16 protein-coding genes are annotated in these 13,236 nt (G+C 62.1%); 4 read left to right on the forward strand and 12 right to left on the reverse strand.

Features of this window, described 5'->3' with window-relative positions:
* Positions 1-44 precede the first annotated feature (44 nt).
* On the forward strand, positions 45-1,775 hold the full coding sequence (gene pknB / locus G7068_RS09200) for a Stk1 family PASTA domain-containing Ser/Thr kinase (RefSeq protein ID WP_166291375.1): 1,731 nt from the start codon (positions 45-47) through the stop codon (positions 1,773-1,775).
* Here the strand turns inward: pknB and G7068_RS09205 are convergent.
* From G7068_RS09205 to G7068_RS09215, 3 genes are read right to left on the reverse strand one after another with little or no spacing between them, the layout of a single operon-like run.
* Positions 1,772-2,413 carry an anthranilate synthase component II gene (locus tag G7068_RS09205; protein ID WP_166291378.1) on the reverse strand — a complete coding sequence of 214 codons (642 nt, stop codon included), beginning with the start codon at positions 2,411-2,413 and terminating at the stop codon, positions 1,772-1,774. The genes pknB and G7068_RS09205 overlap by 4 nt on opposite strands.
* Positions 2,410-2,559, reverse strand: a complete 150-nt coding sequence (locus G7068_RS09210; RefSeq protein WP_166287124.1) for a hypothetical protein — start codon at positions 2,557-2,559, stop codon at positions 2,410-2,412. Before G7068_RS09210 ends, G7068_RS09205 begins: the two co-directional genes overlap by 4 nt.
* Before the next feature lie 8 nt (positions 2,560-2,567).
* A complete protein-coding gene (locus tag G7068_RS09215; RefSeq protein ID WP_166291380.1) occupies positions 2,568-3,368 on the reverse strand; it encodes a class E sortase in 801 nt (266 codons plus the stop codon).
* 58 nt (positions 3,369-3,426) lie between these two features.
* Here G7068_RS09215 and G7068_RS09220 point away from each other — a divergent pair, with 58 nt between their 5' ends.
* A complete protein-coding gene (locus G7068_RS09220; RefSeq protein WP_166291382.1) occupies positions 3,427-3,702 on the forward strand; it encodes a cell division protein CrgA in 276 nt (91 codons plus the stop codon).
* Positions 3,703-3,838: 136 nt separating this feature from the next.
* Here the strand turns inward: G7068_RS09220 and G7068_RS09225 are convergent, their stop codons facing one another.
* Both G7068_RS09225 and G7068_RS09230 read right to left on the reverse strand, forming a co-directional pair.
* Positions 3,839-4,783, reverse strand: a complete 945-nt coding sequence (locus tag G7068_RS09225) for a rhomboid family intramembrane serine protease (protein ID WP_166291384.1) — start codon at positions 4,781-4,783, stop codon at positions 3,839-3,841.
* Positions 4,784-4,788: 5 nt separating this feature from the next.
* Positions 4,789-5,298, reverse strand: coding sequence for a peptidylprolyl isomerase (locus tag G7068_RS09230; protein WP_166291387.1), 510 nt, complete (start codon positions 5,296-5,298; stop codon positions 4,789-4,791).
* A 159-nt stretch (positions 5,299-5,457) separates the two neighbouring features.
* Here G7068_RS09230 and G7068_RS09235 point away from each other — a divergent pair, with 159 nt between their 5' ends.
* Entirely contained in the window at positions 5,458-5,961 is a 504-nt protein-coding gene (locus tag G7068_RS09235; protein ID WP_166291389.1) for a DNA/RNA helicase, read from the forward strand.
* Positions 5,962-6,007: 46 nt separating this feature from the next.
* Here the strand turns inward: G7068_RS09235 and G7068_RS09240 are convergent, their stop codons facing one another.
* The 6 genes from G7068_RS09240 to G7068_RS09265 form a co-directional block, all read right to left on the reverse strand.
* Positions 6,008-6,484 carry an NUDIX hydrolase gene (locus tag G7068_RS09240; RefSeq protein ID WP_205881266.1) on the reverse strand — a complete coding sequence of 159 codons (477 nt, stop codon included), beginning with the start codon at positions 6,482-6,484 and terminating at the stop codon, positions 6,008-6,010.
* A 26-nt stretch (positions 6,485-6,510) separates the two neighbouring features.
* A complete protein-coding gene (locus G7068_RS09245) occupies positions 6,511-7,545 on the reverse strand; it encodes an alpha/beta hydrolase (protein ID WP_166291391.1) in 1,035 nt (344 codons plus the stop codon).
* A 21-nt stretch (positions 7,546-7,566) separates the two neighbouring features.
* Entirely contained in the window at positions 7,567-8,403 is an 837-nt protein-coding gene (locus G7068_RS09250) for a DUF4097 family beta strand repeat-containing protein (RefSeq protein ID WP_166291393.1), read from the reverse strand.
* Positions 8,400-9,086: a response regulator gene (locus G7068_RS09255; RefSeq protein ID WP_166291395.1), complete on the reverse strand. Its 687-nt coding sequence runs from the start codon at positions 9,084-9,086 to the stop codon at positions 8,400-8,402. Before G7068_RS09255 ends, G7068_RS09250 begins: the two co-directional genes overlap by 4 nt.
* Positions 9,074-10,426, reverse strand: a complete 1,353-nt coding sequence (locus G7068_RS09260; RefSeq protein ID WP_166291397.1) for a sensor histidine kinase — start codon at positions 10,424-10,426, stop codon at positions 9,074-9,076. Before G7068_RS09260 ends, G7068_RS09255 begins: the two co-directional genes overlap by 13 nt.
* A gap of 197 nt (positions 10,427-10,623) precedes the next feature.
* Positions 10,624-11,409, reverse strand: coding sequence for a MarR family winged helix-turn-helix transcriptional regulator (locus G7068_RS09265; RefSeq protein ID WP_166291399.1), 786 nt, complete (start codon positions 11,407-11,409; stop codon positions 10,624-10,626).
* An 89-nt stretch (positions 11,410-11,498) separates the two neighbouring features.
* On the opposite strand from G7068_RS09265, the gene G7068_RS16490 reads away from it, so the two are divergent.
* Positions 11,499-12,038 (forward strand): MarR family winged helix-turn-helix transcriptional regulator, encoded by a 540-nt coding sequence (locus G7068_RS16490; protein ID WP_244304416.1) that lies wholly within the window; start codon positions 11,499-11,501, stop codon positions 12,036-12,038.
* A gap of 53 nt (positions 12,039-12,091) precedes the next feature.
* Here G7068_RS16490 and G7068_RS09275 read toward each other — a convergent pair whose 3' ends face one another.
* Complete coding sequence (locus tag G7068_RS09275) at positions 12,092-13,180, reverse strand: PQQ-dependent sugar dehydrogenase (RefSeq protein ID WP_166291401.1); 1,089 nt, start codon at positions 13,178-13,180, stop codon at positions 12,092-12,094.
* Between the last annotated feature and the right edge of the window lie 56 nt (positions 13,181-13,236).

The raw sequence follows: 13,236 nt of genomic DNA on the forward strand, positions 1-13,236 counted from the left end.
ACACCGATTTATTAGGCAACGACCCCTACACTTGGAGACGATCTATGAGCACGGAAGAGGTGATCATGCCCGAAACGGCTGACGGCGGCGAACAGCGTGTGCTCGCCGGTCGCTACGCGATTGGGGAGTTCATCGGCCAGGGTGGCATGGCCACCGTCTACCGTGGCACAGACACCAAGCTCGGTCGCTCGGTTGCGATCAAGGTGATGAAGGCCGACCTGGCCGGAGACGAGCAGTTCCGCTCGCGCTTCCGTCAGGAGGCCCAGTCGGCTTCACGCATGGCTCACCCGACCGTTGTGCGGGTGTTTGACGCCGGCGACGATCTCATTCAGACGGCGAGCGGCCCGAAGCGGCTACCGTTCATCGTGATGGAGTATGTCGAGGGACACAACCTCCGCGAGATCCTCGCCGATGGCAACCTCTCGCAGACTGAGGCCTGCCGAGTCGTTGACGCCGTTCTGACGGCACTTGAGTACTCGCACCGCGCTGGCATTGTGCACCGCGATATTAAGCCTGCAAACATCATGGTCACGAAGAGTGGCCAGGTAAAGGTGATGGACTTCGGGATCGCGCGAGCCGTCTCTGAAACCTCGTCGACTCTGCAGCAGACGACCGCGATCCTCGGCACCGCCGCCTACTTCTCGCCTGAACAGGCGAAGGGCGAGTCCATCGATGCACGCACAGACCTGTACTCGACCGCGGTGTTGCTGTACGAACTCCTCACGGGTGACGTGCCATTCCGCGGCGACTCCGCCGTCGCGGTCGCGTACCAGCACGTGAGCGAACGCCCCACCGCGCCGAGCGAGCGCAACCCCGAGGTTCCGGCAGAGCTCGATCGAGTTGTGCTGTACGGGCTCGCGAAGGATCGCGCCAAGCGCTTCCAGTCTGCCTCTGAGTTCCGCGATGCACTGCGCATCGCGGCGAGCGGCAAGATGCCAAAGCTTTCGGTTCCGACCCAGTCAGAGACCCTCCTGTTCTCGGGCGGTGAAGAGGTGTCGGAGTCAGATCTGGCGCTGCGGCAGCTCGCCGAGGGCGGCGGGGCAACCCGCACCCAGAGCCGACCACCCGTGATGTGGACCTGGGCCGCGATCCTCACCGTTGGCGCGGTCATTATTGCCGTGGTCTTCTGGCTCGTGACACTTGTACCCCAGCAGTTTCAGCCGGATACGTCGCGCGTCGTGCCCTCACTCGTCAACAAGGATCGTGACGCGGCCGTTGTCGCACTCCAGAAGCTCGACCTAGTTCCTCTGACCATCGAGCAGACGAGCAAAGACATTGAGGCGGGCAAGGTCATCTCAACCGACCCCGAGGCAAAGACTGTTCTCGAGCAGGGTGACAAGGTCACCGTCTATGTTTCGACCGGCCCGGAGACGGCGAAGGTTCCCAAAGTCGGTCACATGAACAAGGACGAGTACACGGCGGCCCTCAAGGCGCTTGGTCTCAAGGTTGGCATTGTGACCACGGCCGATAGTCCGGTCGAGGCACAGGGTCGAGTGCTCTCAGTCTCACCCGAAGAGGGAACCTCGCTCACCTCGGGTGACAGCGTCGAAATTACCGTGTCCAGCGGTAAGGTTGCCGTCCCCGATGTGACAAATCAGCCCCTCGAAGCGGCACGCATGCAGCTGTCCGGACTCGGCCTTGGGGTGAACGTCAAGGTGAGTTCTGCCGCCGAGACCGGTTGTGTGCCTCAGGACGGCTTCCCGATCCTGAATCAGTCAATCGTCGGAACCCAACCGCAGGGCTCCAAGCTCGACATCACGTACTGCGCGGGCTAGGCGTCCTTCGCAAGCAGCGGAGAGAGCGATGCAGCGATCTCCGCTGCGTTGGCGTGTCCGGCGGCCTTCAGCCAGTTGCCGAGCTGCTGATACCCACCCTCGGTGAGTACAGACTCGGGGTGGTACTGCACGCCGTAGATGGGCAGCTCACGGTGGCGTAGGGCCATGACAATGCCGTTTGCTGTCTCTGCAGTGATGGTGAGCGAGTCCGGTACGGTATCGCGCACAACGGCGAGGGAATGGTACCGCGTTGCATTGAACTCGGGTGCGACTCCGTCGAAGAACGAGTCGCCGGTGTGATGCACCCGCGAGACCTTGCCGTGCATCAGCTCTTCGGCGTGGGTGACCACACCACCGAGGGCTTCGGCGATCGCCTGGTGCCCCAGGCAGACCCCGAGCAGGGGCACACCGGAGCGTAGCGCGATCCCGACCATCGCGATCGACAGTCCAGCATCCGTGGGGGTGCCGGGTCCGGGTGAGATCAGCACACCGTCGAACTCGGTGACGAGACGCTCGAGTTCACCGGCGGTCAGCTCGTCGTTACGAATAACGCGCGTGCTTGCACCGAGCTGCTGCAGGTACCCGTTGAGGGTGTACACAAAGCTGTCGTAGTTGTCGATGACAAGAATGTTTGTCATGAGTTCACCGTCACATCCTCGGGTGGGAACTGCAGGGTCACCCACGGGTATACGTAGGTGATGAGTGCGTAGACGAGCGCGGCCAGCACAAGAAGCAGCACGATCACGCGCAGCCAAGCTGGTCCCGGGAAGAATCGCCAAATCATCGAGAACATTATTGTGTGTCCCCTCCTGTCTCGGGCTTCCCGTCTCCTCTCGGAGCCTGCGTACCCTTCATTGTCGGATTCAACTTGACGAGCTCAGCGGGCGGACCCGCGCTGCGCGGCTGGTAGGCCTCAAACACCGAGTACGCGATCGCACGTTCGGCACTGCCCGCCAGCTTGGGGTGGCAGGTGGTAAAGGTCATGATCTGATCTTTACCGGGCTGCCCTTCAAGCCTCGGGAAGGGGTTCGTAACGTCGGTCTCCGTCGGCAGCACGTACTCAATATCGCGGAAGCGGTAGGTGTACCAGCCGTCTTTTGTCTCAATGAACAGAGGATCACCAACCCGAAGGTTCATGACCTCGCGGAAAGAGTTGATGAGCGGACCGGAGCGGTGACCGGCGAGCACAAAGTTACCGGGCTCTCCCGGCATCTGGGTGGTCTCGTAGTGACCGATGCCCTTGTTATCAAGGTTCAACACCGTCCACCAGTCGGTCGTCTGGGCGATCCGGTTTGCGTAGGTGGTGCCGAACTCGGGAGCGTGCAGCACCGCGAAGACCTCTGCTGGCGCCGGTGTTGCGGTCACGGGAACCGTGCCGTCCCAGGGTGCCTGCTCAACCTTGTCCCACTTTGCAGACTCTGCAGCCGAGAGTTTTTCCTGCTTTGCTGTCACTGTGACACCCGTGTGCCAGGGTTGCCAAACAATGTATCCGAGCACACCAAGTCCACCGAGAAGCAGGAGTTCCCCGATAACTGTGAGGGGACTCAAGCGAGCTCGGCGGCGCTTACGCGGCCTCTCACGACTATCGACCATAAGGATATTCTAAGTTGCGTTCGCTGAGTCCCTGCTTTATCCAGGTAGACTCATAGCCATGTCAGCAGCACGTAAAGAGGTAAGCAAGCGCAAGGCAGCGGAAGTTTCGCTGAGTCGCGAGGAGGCAGCAGCGGCTCGGAAGAACGCTCCGAACCCTGTCTGGTTTAAGCCGGTCATGTTTGGGTTTATGCTTCTTGGCCTCATTTGGATCGTGCTGTTCTACGTCACGAGCTCGACGCTGCAACTGCCAGTGCCGGCTCTCGGCCAGGCAAACATCTTCGTCGGTTTTGGCTTTGTGCTGATCGGCTTCCTTATGACTCCGTGGTGGAAGTAAGCACTGCAGAAGCAGGCATTTCCGCCCGAAATCACACCTTAATCACACCGGTGTAATTCCTCCCCAGGTGGGGAAAACCCTGTGGATAACTAACTGAGGCCCCGGCAAACGCCGGGGCCTCAGTTGTTTTTGTCTCTTACGATAACCAGCGAGAGATGTCTGGCATAACGACAAGATACGAACAAGCGAGTGCAGCAAGGATCACACCGAGCGACGTGAGTGTCAGTATTCGCTGGGTCTTCTTTCGTGGACCACGCACACCCAGCATCAACCACATGGTAAGTGCACCGACGAGCATGCCACCGAGGTGTGCCTGCCAGGCGATCCCAACACCGGGCAAAAACCCGATCCCAATATTGATTGCGATGAGCACCGCAAGCGAGGTGATGTTTACGTTCGCGGCCTTGTACGCCACGAGGGTCGCCCCGAGCACACCAAAGATCGCGCCCGAGGCACCAACCGTCGGTGTGACAAGGGTGCTCGGATCGACGTAGGCCCAGAACATCGAGCCCAGCGATCCGCCAATACCCGCAAACAGATACAGCACCAGAAACTGCATGTGGCCGATCATCTGCTCAAGATTTCGGCCAAACATCCACAGCGCCAACATGTTGAAGAGGATGTGGAGCAGCGTTCCTGTGGAGTGCGTAAACATGACGGTGAACATGCGCCAGGGTTCAAACCCGGGGCCAACGTCACCCGGCAGTGAATACAGCGGTGCGTACCACAGCGCCCGAGTGACCTCGCTCCCGCCGAAGTAGTAGCTCAACGACTGCACGATAAACACCAGCACGCAGAGCGCCATGATGCCGTAGGTCACCGGGGAATCGAGCGCAGCGATCCTGCGCCCGGCCACCCGCACCTTACGTGTAGAGCGTTGCGCTGCACCCGACTGAGTCTGTTTCACGCACTCCGGGCACAGCACTCCCACGGGAGAGGTGATCTGGCACTGGGGGCAGATCGTGCGGCCGCAGCGCTGGCACAGCGTGAAACTGTGCACACCCGGGTGGCGATAGCAGACGTCGTTCGGCCCGTACGAGGCACGCTCGCCGAAGGCCGGGGTCGATCCGTTCGCCGCCACTGGAATTACGCCTTGACGATGTCGACGCCGGTGATGACGACGTCTTCGAGCGGGCGATCGCCCGCAGCGGTCTGTACTGCCGAGATTGCGTCGACAACAGCCTTCGACTCGTCGTTTGCGACCTCACCGAAGATGGAGTGCTTGCCATTCAGCCAATCGGGAGCGATCGTCGTGATGAAGAACTGTGAACCGTTGGTGCCTGCGAGGCGACCGGTCAGGTCGGGGCGCTTGCCGGCGTTGGCCATAGCGAGCTGGTAAGGCTTGTCGAAAACGAGCTCGGGGTGGATCTCGTCGTCAAAGGTGTAGCCGGGGCCGCCGGTGCCGGTACCCGTGGGGTCGCCACCCTGAATCATGAAGTTGGGGATGATGCGGTGGAAGATGACTCCGTCGTAGAAGCCCTTCTCAGCAAGGTCGGTGAAGTTCTTCACGGTCTTCGGTGCATGATCGCCGAAGAGGTTGATGACGATATCGCCGTGGTTGGTGTGGACAGTGGCTACAGAGCTGTGAAGTGTCATGAACTCTAGTGTAGATGTGACCACTGACATTGGTGCTGCTGAGAATCTCAGGGTCTTGAGCACTGAACTCTCAACAATCCACCCCTCTACGGTGTAGCGTGGAAGCGGGGCAAGCGACTTCACCGGAGGTCACAGTCTTGCTGAGGTAGGAGGACCCGTATGAAACTCTCACGTAAGCGCCGTCGCGAACTCCGTCGTCTGCGCGGAGAAGCACAGGAGCTGCTCGATCACCAGCGCGTCGTACTCGGCCACGCGGGCGAGGTCTTGCACGAAGCAAGCCGCCAGGCGCGAAAGCTGAGCGACGAGTACGTTGCGCCTCGCGTTGACGTGGCGCTTGAGGCTGCGAGGCCAACAATTGATCGTGGCGTCGAGTCTGCACGCCGCGCAGCAAACACGGTTCGCCGCACGGCAACACCGCTTGTTGCGAGTGCGCTGGCATCGACCATTCAAAAGCTCGACCAGCTCGAGCAGGTTGAGGCTTCACGCCAGGTACGCGGCTTCGGTGAGCGCACCGGATTCCTGCAGCCCGCAAAGAAGAAGCGTCGCGCGGGTGGCGTCATCGCCATCGGGTTCGGGATCGCTGCCGCCGTCGGCGTCGGATACGCGCTGTGGCAGGCATTCCGCACTGACGATGAACTCTGGGTCGCACCCGAGGGTGAATAACCACTGAGCTTTCAACGGCGTCCGAGCTTCGGCTCGGGCGCCGTTGTTATTTGCGGGACTTGCCTGACTTGCCACCCGATTTGCCGCCCTGCTGGCCCGGGCGACGACCGATGCCGGCCATGCGCAGACCGGTCTGCACGAGCGAGAGCGTGCGCAGCGAGCGGATCTCTTTGATCGGCACCCAGCGGGCCTCGTCTGAGGATCCGCCAATCTCGTGCTGAAGCGGACCGTCTTTCACAGTCGCACGGTACACAATTCGAATGGTGTGCAGCTCGGGGTCTTTGTCAGCCGGCACCTCTTCGCGCACCATCACGCGAGAGTCGACCCCGATAAGTTTGCCAACTCGAGCCTCGAGGCCCGTCTCTTCAAGTACCTCGCGCACAACTGCGTCGCGCGGATCCTCGCCACTTTCAAGCCCACCACCCGGCAGCGTCCAGCCGTGCAAATGACCGCGACGCCAGTGGGTGAGCAGGATCTTGCCCCGCCGCTCCACCACTGCGTATGCAGCCACTCTAAGATCCATGCTCAGAGCTTATCTTGTCACGGGCGTTACGACTCCCAGCGTCGTGTTGCGCGATCCGCAGCACGCCACCCCTCCACCCACCGCTCCAGGCGCGCGTACGCCTCTCTGCGGGGCTCCTCGGCCGAGAGAAACACGTCGTGCAGTGCACCGTCGATCCGCTCGACGGTGACCGACGAGCCGAGCTTGAGCGCGGCCTTAGCCACCTCCTCGACATCCAGCACGGTGTCGGCTCTGGTCAAATCTTCGCTCCACCGCATCGGCAGCACGAAACGCGAAGACAGCAGCACCCCAATCGGAGCCTTAATGTGCAGGCCGTGGGTCACCTGGGCATGGCCCGCCAGGATCGCGCGCATCCAGCCCGTTAAGACCGCGTGTGTGCGCTCCGGCCGCCAGACGGTGTTGATCACCGCGATCTCATCCTGCGGGCCGACCTGCCGCTGCGCCCGCGTGTAAAAGCCGTAGTCGAGCTGCGGGGCCACCTCGTGAGGCCGCGACTTGGCGCGGAGGCTGATGAGCGGCATGATGACCTGCCGGCCCGTGCTCGAGAGCTGAAACTCGAGCCACGGGCTGTTCAGGATCAGGGCGTCGGCCCTGCCCGGATGCGCTCCGGCCCACAGGCTGAGCACCAGACCACCCGTCGAGTGCCCAAAGAGCACGAGCCGTCTCGGGGGCTGGGCCTGATCCTGAGCCTCACGCATCACGTTGATGGCGAGCTCAATCTCGACGCTGTAATCGTTTAGATTTTCGATGTACCCGGGCGTCTGCCCCTCGCGCAGACTGCGGCCATACTTGCGCAGATCTAGCGCGTAGAACCTTGCACCACGGCTGGTCCAGAATTCAGCGAGGTGACGCTGAAAGAAGTAATCGGACCAGCCGTGCACATAGAGAACGTCCACGTCTTCGAGCAGGCGACCGTGTTTGAACAGCCTGTCGAAGAAACCGCGCGGAGTCGGTAACGACCGCACGAGCGTGGCAACGAGCGGCCCTTCGTCGTCAGATCCGAGATCCAAATCGGTGCACTCGAAGCCTTCCCCGAGAACATCTTCGCGCCACACGGTCATGTGCTCAGTCTATGGGTGCAGCTACTTCCCTTGGCGGAGAGTTACCGTTCCCGCGCTGACCTCAGCTGAGATGAGGTTCTTCGAGGTCGGGTCTGTGCGCAGCTTATTGTTGACGCTGCCGGCCGAGACATCAGTGTCAACGCGGTAAGCCTCGTTGGGAAGGGTCAGGTCGACCGATCCGGCACTCACCTCTACGTCAACCTCACGCGGTGCCACTCCCGTTATCTCAGTCTTCGCAGACCCTGCAGAGACGTTGAAGCTCGCCTCACGCACTCCGGCAACGACACCGCTAAACGCACCGGCGCTCATCTCGACGTCCAGCGAACGGGCTGCTCCCGTGAACACCACCTTGCCGGCGCTCATGTCGAGGTCAAAGTCACCGAAACGGCCCGCTGCGCTCAGCTTCCCGGCGCCGAGCGAGGCGTCTACATCAAGAGCCTTTTCTTCGAGCTCCTTGGGCAGGGTCAGCGTGACAGTGTCTCCGCCCCTGGCGCATCCGATGAGGCAGGCCGAGAAGAACCCGCTTGGGCTCTCGACTTTCAGGTCATTCCCCTCGGTGTACAGCTTCCACTTGCTGGCACGCGGTCCCTTAGCCTCAAGCGTGGCATCCACAACGTCACCGTAAGCGAGGGTGAAGTTTGCGGCATTGGCATCAATATCGATGCCGGTGATCCAGTTATCCACTGTCGCGTTCGAGGTGTAAAGAGAGCCGTCGTCGCTCGTGCCTGTGCTGAGGGCCGCCAGCGCTGCCGACGATCCGACCGTGAGCAGGGCGAAGCCACCAACCACCGCGGTCGTAATCATGATGGGCCGTGAAGCGCGCGAGGGGGTTTCTGTGGGTGTTGGGGTGGTGCTCATCGTGTGGTTCCCGTCTGTGTCGTGCCGGGCGTTCCACCGGCGTTTTCAATATGTGCGATTGCGGCGAGCACGCGGCGGTTGCCGGACTCGTCGGCCTCGAGGCCAAGCTTCTGGAAGATCGCGGTGATGTGTTTTTCGACGCTCGCCTCTGATAGAAACAGCAGCGCGGCTATCGCCTGGTTGGATCGGCCCTCTGCGATCGCGGCGAGTACCGTTCGCTCGCGCGGGGTGAGGGATTCCATCTGGTCGTCTCGACCGCGTCGGGTAAGCAACTGCGCCACAACCTCGGGGTCGAGCACGGTTGCTCCCCCGGCGATGCGCTCAAGCGATTCGACAAACTCTGTCACGTCGGCAACCCGATCCTTCAGCAGGTAACCGAATGCGCCACCTTTCGCAGCGATCAGGTCGCTCGCGTAGCGCTCCTCGACGTATTGCGAGAGCACCAGCAGCGGCAGCTCGGGATAACGCTGACGCAGATCCAGCGCCATACGAATGCCCTCGTCGGTAAACGTGGGAGGCAGTCTTACGTCGAGGATGCACAGATCAGGTGACTCACTCACAACGGACTCAAGCACCTGCTCGGTATCGGGCAGCGCCGCGACCACCTCGTGTCCGCTGTGCTCGAGGAGGCGAACGAGCCCCTCACGAAGCAGTACGGAGTCCTCACAAATTAGGATGCGCACGGTACGCTCACCTCCAAGGCAGTTGGCCCGCCCTGCGGGCTGTCGAGACGAATGGTGCCGCCGGCGGCAAGTATGCGGTTTGAAATGCCGTCGAGTCCGCCGCCGGGCAGGATCCGGGCCCCACCTGCGCCGTTGTCTTCAACGCGCGCCCAGAGTGTGCTGTCGTCGCGTAACCGCACCACCACTCTGCACTCACTCGCACGCGAGTGCTTCGCGGCGTTTGTGAGCGACTCTGCAATGGCGAAGTAGACGGCGGTCTCAGCCTCACGACTGCAGCGACCCTGCAGTCGCACGTCAAGCACCACGGGAATGTGGGATCGGCCTGCGAGTGCCGAGAGTGCCGCATCAAGGCCGCGGTCATCGAGCACGGAGGCGTGGATCCCTCGCGCCAACTGCCGCAGTTCAGTGATCGCGGCCTTGGTTGACGTGTGAGCCTCGGAGATGAGTTCTTTGGCACCCTCCGGGTCATTGTCGATCTTCTGCTGTGCGAGGCCCAGCGTCATACCAACCGAAACGAGCCTCGGCTGGACCCCGTCGTGCAGATCCCGCTCGATGCGGGTGCGCTCGACGTCTGCGGCACGTACCGCGCCGGCGCGCTGCCTGTCTGAGGTCTGTGCCTGCTGCGTGAGCTTTGCGGCTCGGGATCCCGCGCGCACAATTGCAACGGTCACGGTGCGGTGAAGCAGGGCGATGCCGACAATTGCGGCAAGCAATAGTGCTGCAACGACAATCGAAGCAACCGGCGAGAACAGAGAACCGGTCCAGCGCACTATCCCCTGCTTGAATGGGACGCCTTCGGCATTGATGCCAGACGCGGCCAAAAGCAGTTCGGCTGCCATCTGAAACAGGCCGAGCACCATCGTGCCCATGAAGGTGGCGAAGAAGAAACTGCCGATTCCGCGCCACATGGGGCCGTCGACCGACTGCCGGGCCAGCCAGCGCAGATACCCGCCGAAACCCTGCTGCGTTTGAGGGCGGAGGCGAAGATCAGGAAGTTCGAGGCGGTACAGCCCCGAGACTCGGGCAAACTCGTACCAGGCGGTGCCGTACAGCGCGTAGACCATGGCAGCGAGAAGGATGAGGCCAACCCCCAGCACAATGACCAGGCTCAGGCCCACTGAAAACAGGGTGATAAGAACCGTGAAGACGACCCAGCCGATAAGACCCAGGGCGCCGAGGTGCAGAACCGTCGTGAAGATGCGGAACGGTGCGCGTGGCAGCTCTGTCGCGGCGGGCGTTTGCGGGGTAGAGGCCTGGACTGATGGTGCGGCGCCCGCGTCTTGCGGCGGCGTTGCACCCAGCCCAGTTTCTGTTGCGGATTGATCCACGGAGTTCGTCATAGTTCTACGGTAGGCCCGGGTGCACCTGAGAGGCACCCTGGAACCCCTAGTGGCCTTTCGGGTTATCCCGAATTCAGCCGTCACCGCTCGTGGTGTGAACGCAATTCAACCTTGCAATCGCTCGTAACGTTGAGTTGCGTTCACCCCAGCGGAGGAGGGCTCAGGGGCAGACGCGTAGTCTGCGACTGGCGCCATCCCTAGGCACTGCGCTGTTGACTTGCCTGGCCCGCTTCAAAACCGCGCGCGTAGGCAGATCGCGCCATGTGCCCGCGGCGGGAAGGGCCACGTCCACGCATACCGCGCATCTCGCGGGGGTCAAAGCCCGGTCGGCCAGGGCGATCCTGAGCAAAGGCCTCTTGGCCATACCCGTTTTCGGAGCGGTGGTCCGCGGCAAACTGTTCACCGTTGACGGGGAAGTTCGCGTATTGCTCGCGGGCGAAGTGGCGGCGCATGAAGTCTTCACGGCTGGGTCCGCCATGCCCAAAGGCGTCGTGCCCGAACGCTTCGTGTCCGCGTGTGCCGCGTCCGCGGTGCCCCCACGGGCCTTGGCCGCGAGCACCTTCTCGAGGATGCTTGCGTGGCAGCGGCGCGTCGGCGTCCCATCCAAGGGAAGCCGCGATCTTCTCGAGCGAGCGCAGAGTGGTTGCCATTTCGTCAGGAGTCACTGCTTCGCTCACGCGAGCACGGATCCCCTCGGCGATTTCTCCCAAGCGCGCTTTCGCGTCTCGCCCGGTGTCGGTGAGCGCCCACTCCCCCTCGGCCTTTGTAATCCAACCGCGCTCAGCCAGTCGACGCAGTTTGTGGGGGTGGAGATCCGACTTGGAGGCCTCGGGCTGATCCAACAGGTTGAGCAGGCGCCAGTCGCGACGGCTCAGACCCTCGCTCTTAAACGCCGTGGCGAACTCAGCAGCCAGTAGGCGATCAACGGCTTTCAGCCAGTATCCGAATGGACGATCGTTGTTGTTAGTTGTGTTCGAAGTCATGCTGTCTGTCCTTTACTTGTAATGTTGCATGTACATGTAGTGTGACATGCACTTTAGTTCCATGTCAAGTAACATGTAAAATGAATTCTGTGAACACCAACTCGCCCGATCCAGCCGATGCCATCGCCGAAGCTCTCTCGCGACTGCGCGGGCGCCGGCCGGGACCCGGTGGTCCACGCGGACCGAGGGGCCCAATGGGTGCAATGTTTCAGCGAGATCCACGCGAGCGATTTCAGGATCACGAGCCCCATCAACGCGGCGAACGCTGGTGGGCTGATCCCAGTGGTCGCGCGGGTGCCCCCGCGATCATTCGTATGCTCGAAGCACTCGCCATGTCACCCGACCCCCTCAGCGTGAGTGCACTCGGCGAAGCCATCGGCGTTGATCAGCCACGCGCATCACGCCTGGTGCAGCAGGGAGTGTCGCGCGGACTTCTTGTGCGCGAAGCGGATCCCGAAGACGCCCGCCGCACCCGAATCGCGCTCACCGAGCGCGGACAACACTTCACACGCGGTCTGCGCACGGATCGCCGCGAGGCGCTGCGTACGGCCCTCGGTGGATTTACCGAACAAGAACGCAGCGAGCTCGCCCGACTGCTCAATAAGCTCGCCGACAACTGGCACGGCTAGCGTGACGGGGTTGCGTTGATCCCGAACCGCATTGCCCCTCAGCCGAGAAAGATTCAGCCCGCCCCCGCGCGGTAGCGGAGAATACGATCATCGCCGGAGCCAGGAGTGCCGCGCCCGTCGGTGTTGTTGGTGAGGATCCACAGTGAGCCATCCGGTGCCCACGCAACGTCCCTGAGGCGCCCGTATTCGCCCGTGAAGAGTTCAGTGCTCGAGGCTGGGTCGCTGAGCGGCACTTCTCGGAGCCGCTCGCCCCGCAGATTTGCGATGTAGATGCTGTCGTTCGAGATTGTGATTCCGCTCGGGCTCGCCTCCGACGGCACCCACTGCTGCACGGGATCAATGAAGCCCTCCTGCCCCGCAATGCCCTCAACCTCCGGCCAGCCATAATTGCCACCCTTGACGATGATGTTGAGTTCGTCCCAGGTGTTCTGCCCGAACTCGCTCGCGTAAAGCACGCCCTCAGTGCTCCAGGCAAGGCCCTGGGGATTACGGTGACCGTAGCTGTACACGTAGGAGCCGTCGAATGGGTTGTCAGCCGGCACACCACCCTCGGGTGTCATTCTGAGGATCTTTCCGGCGAGAGACGTTCTGTCTTGTGCACGACTTGGTACTCCTGCGTCTCCAGCGGTCGCGTAGAGCATGCCGTCGGGCCCGAAGGCGATCCTGCCACCGTTGTGGTTACTCGCCGCCGGAATGGCCTCCAGAAGGCTCTCTGCGGGCCCTAGGCGGAGCTCGCCGGGTTCGCCGCTCAGTCTGTACCGCTCGATGCGGTTGCCGGCCTGTGCGGTGGAATAGGCATAGAGGAAGTTGTCGCGAGTCGCGATGCCCAACAGGCCTCCCTCACCCGCAGCAACAACACCCTTGATTGTCGCGACCTCCCTGGCCTTGCCGTTTGTGTCGAGTTCAAGAATGCGGGCGGTATCGCGCTCGCTCACGAGTGGTGTTTCACCGTGAAACACGATCGACCACGGAGCCTCGAGGTTCGCCGAAACGGTCTCGAGCTGACCCGGTTGCTCTTTGGAGGTTTGTTGTTCTCTGCTCTGGGAGGCCACCGTGCCCTCGCCCGACGCAGCACAGGCTGTCAGCGCCACAAGCGCTGCAGCGACGAGCGCGGTTGTGATCCACGGGGTTGCCCTGGTCATGTCTCCACTGTAAGCGGGGCTGGTCGAGAGGCACACCCCCAAAAACAAAAAAGACC

Source organism: Leucobacter viscericola (assembly GCF_011299575.1).
GTDB lineage: Bacteria > Actinomycetota > Actinomycetes > Actinomycetales > Microbacteriaceae > Leucobacter > Leucobacter viscericola.

Coding starts and splice junctions, on each gene's coding strand:
- G7068_RS09215 (WP_166291380.1), bottom strand. CDS start 3,368: ATGGTCGATAGTCGTGAGAGGCCGCGTAAGCGCCGCCGAGCTCGCTTG.
- G7068_RS09275 (WP_166291401.1), bottom strand. CDS start 13,180: ATGACCAGGGCAACCCCGTGGATCACAACCGCGCTCGTCGCTGCAGCG.
- G7068_RS09205 (WP_166291378.1), bottom strand. CDS start 2,413: ATGACAAACATTCTTGTCATCGACAACTACGACAGCTTTGTGTACACC.
- G7068_RS09230 (WP_166291387.1), bottom strand. CDS start 5,298: ATGACACTTCACAGCTCTGTAGCCACTGTCCACACCAACCACGGCGAT.
- G7068_RS09210 (WP_166287124.1), bottom strand. CDS start 2,559: ATGATTTGGCGATTCTTCCCGGGACCAGCTTGGCTGCGCGTGATCGTG.
- G7068_RS09250 (WP_166291393.1), bottom strand. CDS start 8,403: ATGAGCACCACCCCAACACCCACAGAAACCCCCTCGCGCGCTTCACGG.
- pknB (WP_166291375.1), top strand. CDS start 45: ATGAGCACGGAAGAGGTGATCATGCCCGAAACGGCTGACGGCGGCGAA.
- G7068_RS09240 (WP_205881266.1), bottom strand. CDS start 6,484: ATGGATCTTAGAGTGGCTGCATACGCAGTGGTGGAGCGGCGGGGCAAG.
- G7068_RS09265 (WP_166291399.1), bottom strand. CDS start 11,409: ATGACTTCGAACACAACTAACAACAACGATCGTCCATTCGGATACTGG.
- G7068_RS09245 (WP_166291391.1), bottom strand. CDS start 7,545: ATGACCGTGTGGCGCGAAGATGTTCTCGGGGAAGGCTTCGAGTGCACC.
- G7068_RS09260 (WP_166291397.1), bottom strand. CDS start 10,426: ATGACGAACTCCGTGGATCAATCCGCAACAGAAACTGGGCTGGGTGCA.
- G7068_RS09235 (WP_166291389.1), top strand. CDS start 5,458: ATGAAACTCTCACGTAAGCGCCGTCGCGAACTCCGTCGTCTGCGCGGA.
- G7068_RS09220 (WP_166291382.1), top strand. CDS start 3,427: ATGTCAGCAGCACGTAAAGAGGTAAGCAAGCGCAAGGCAGCGGAAGTT.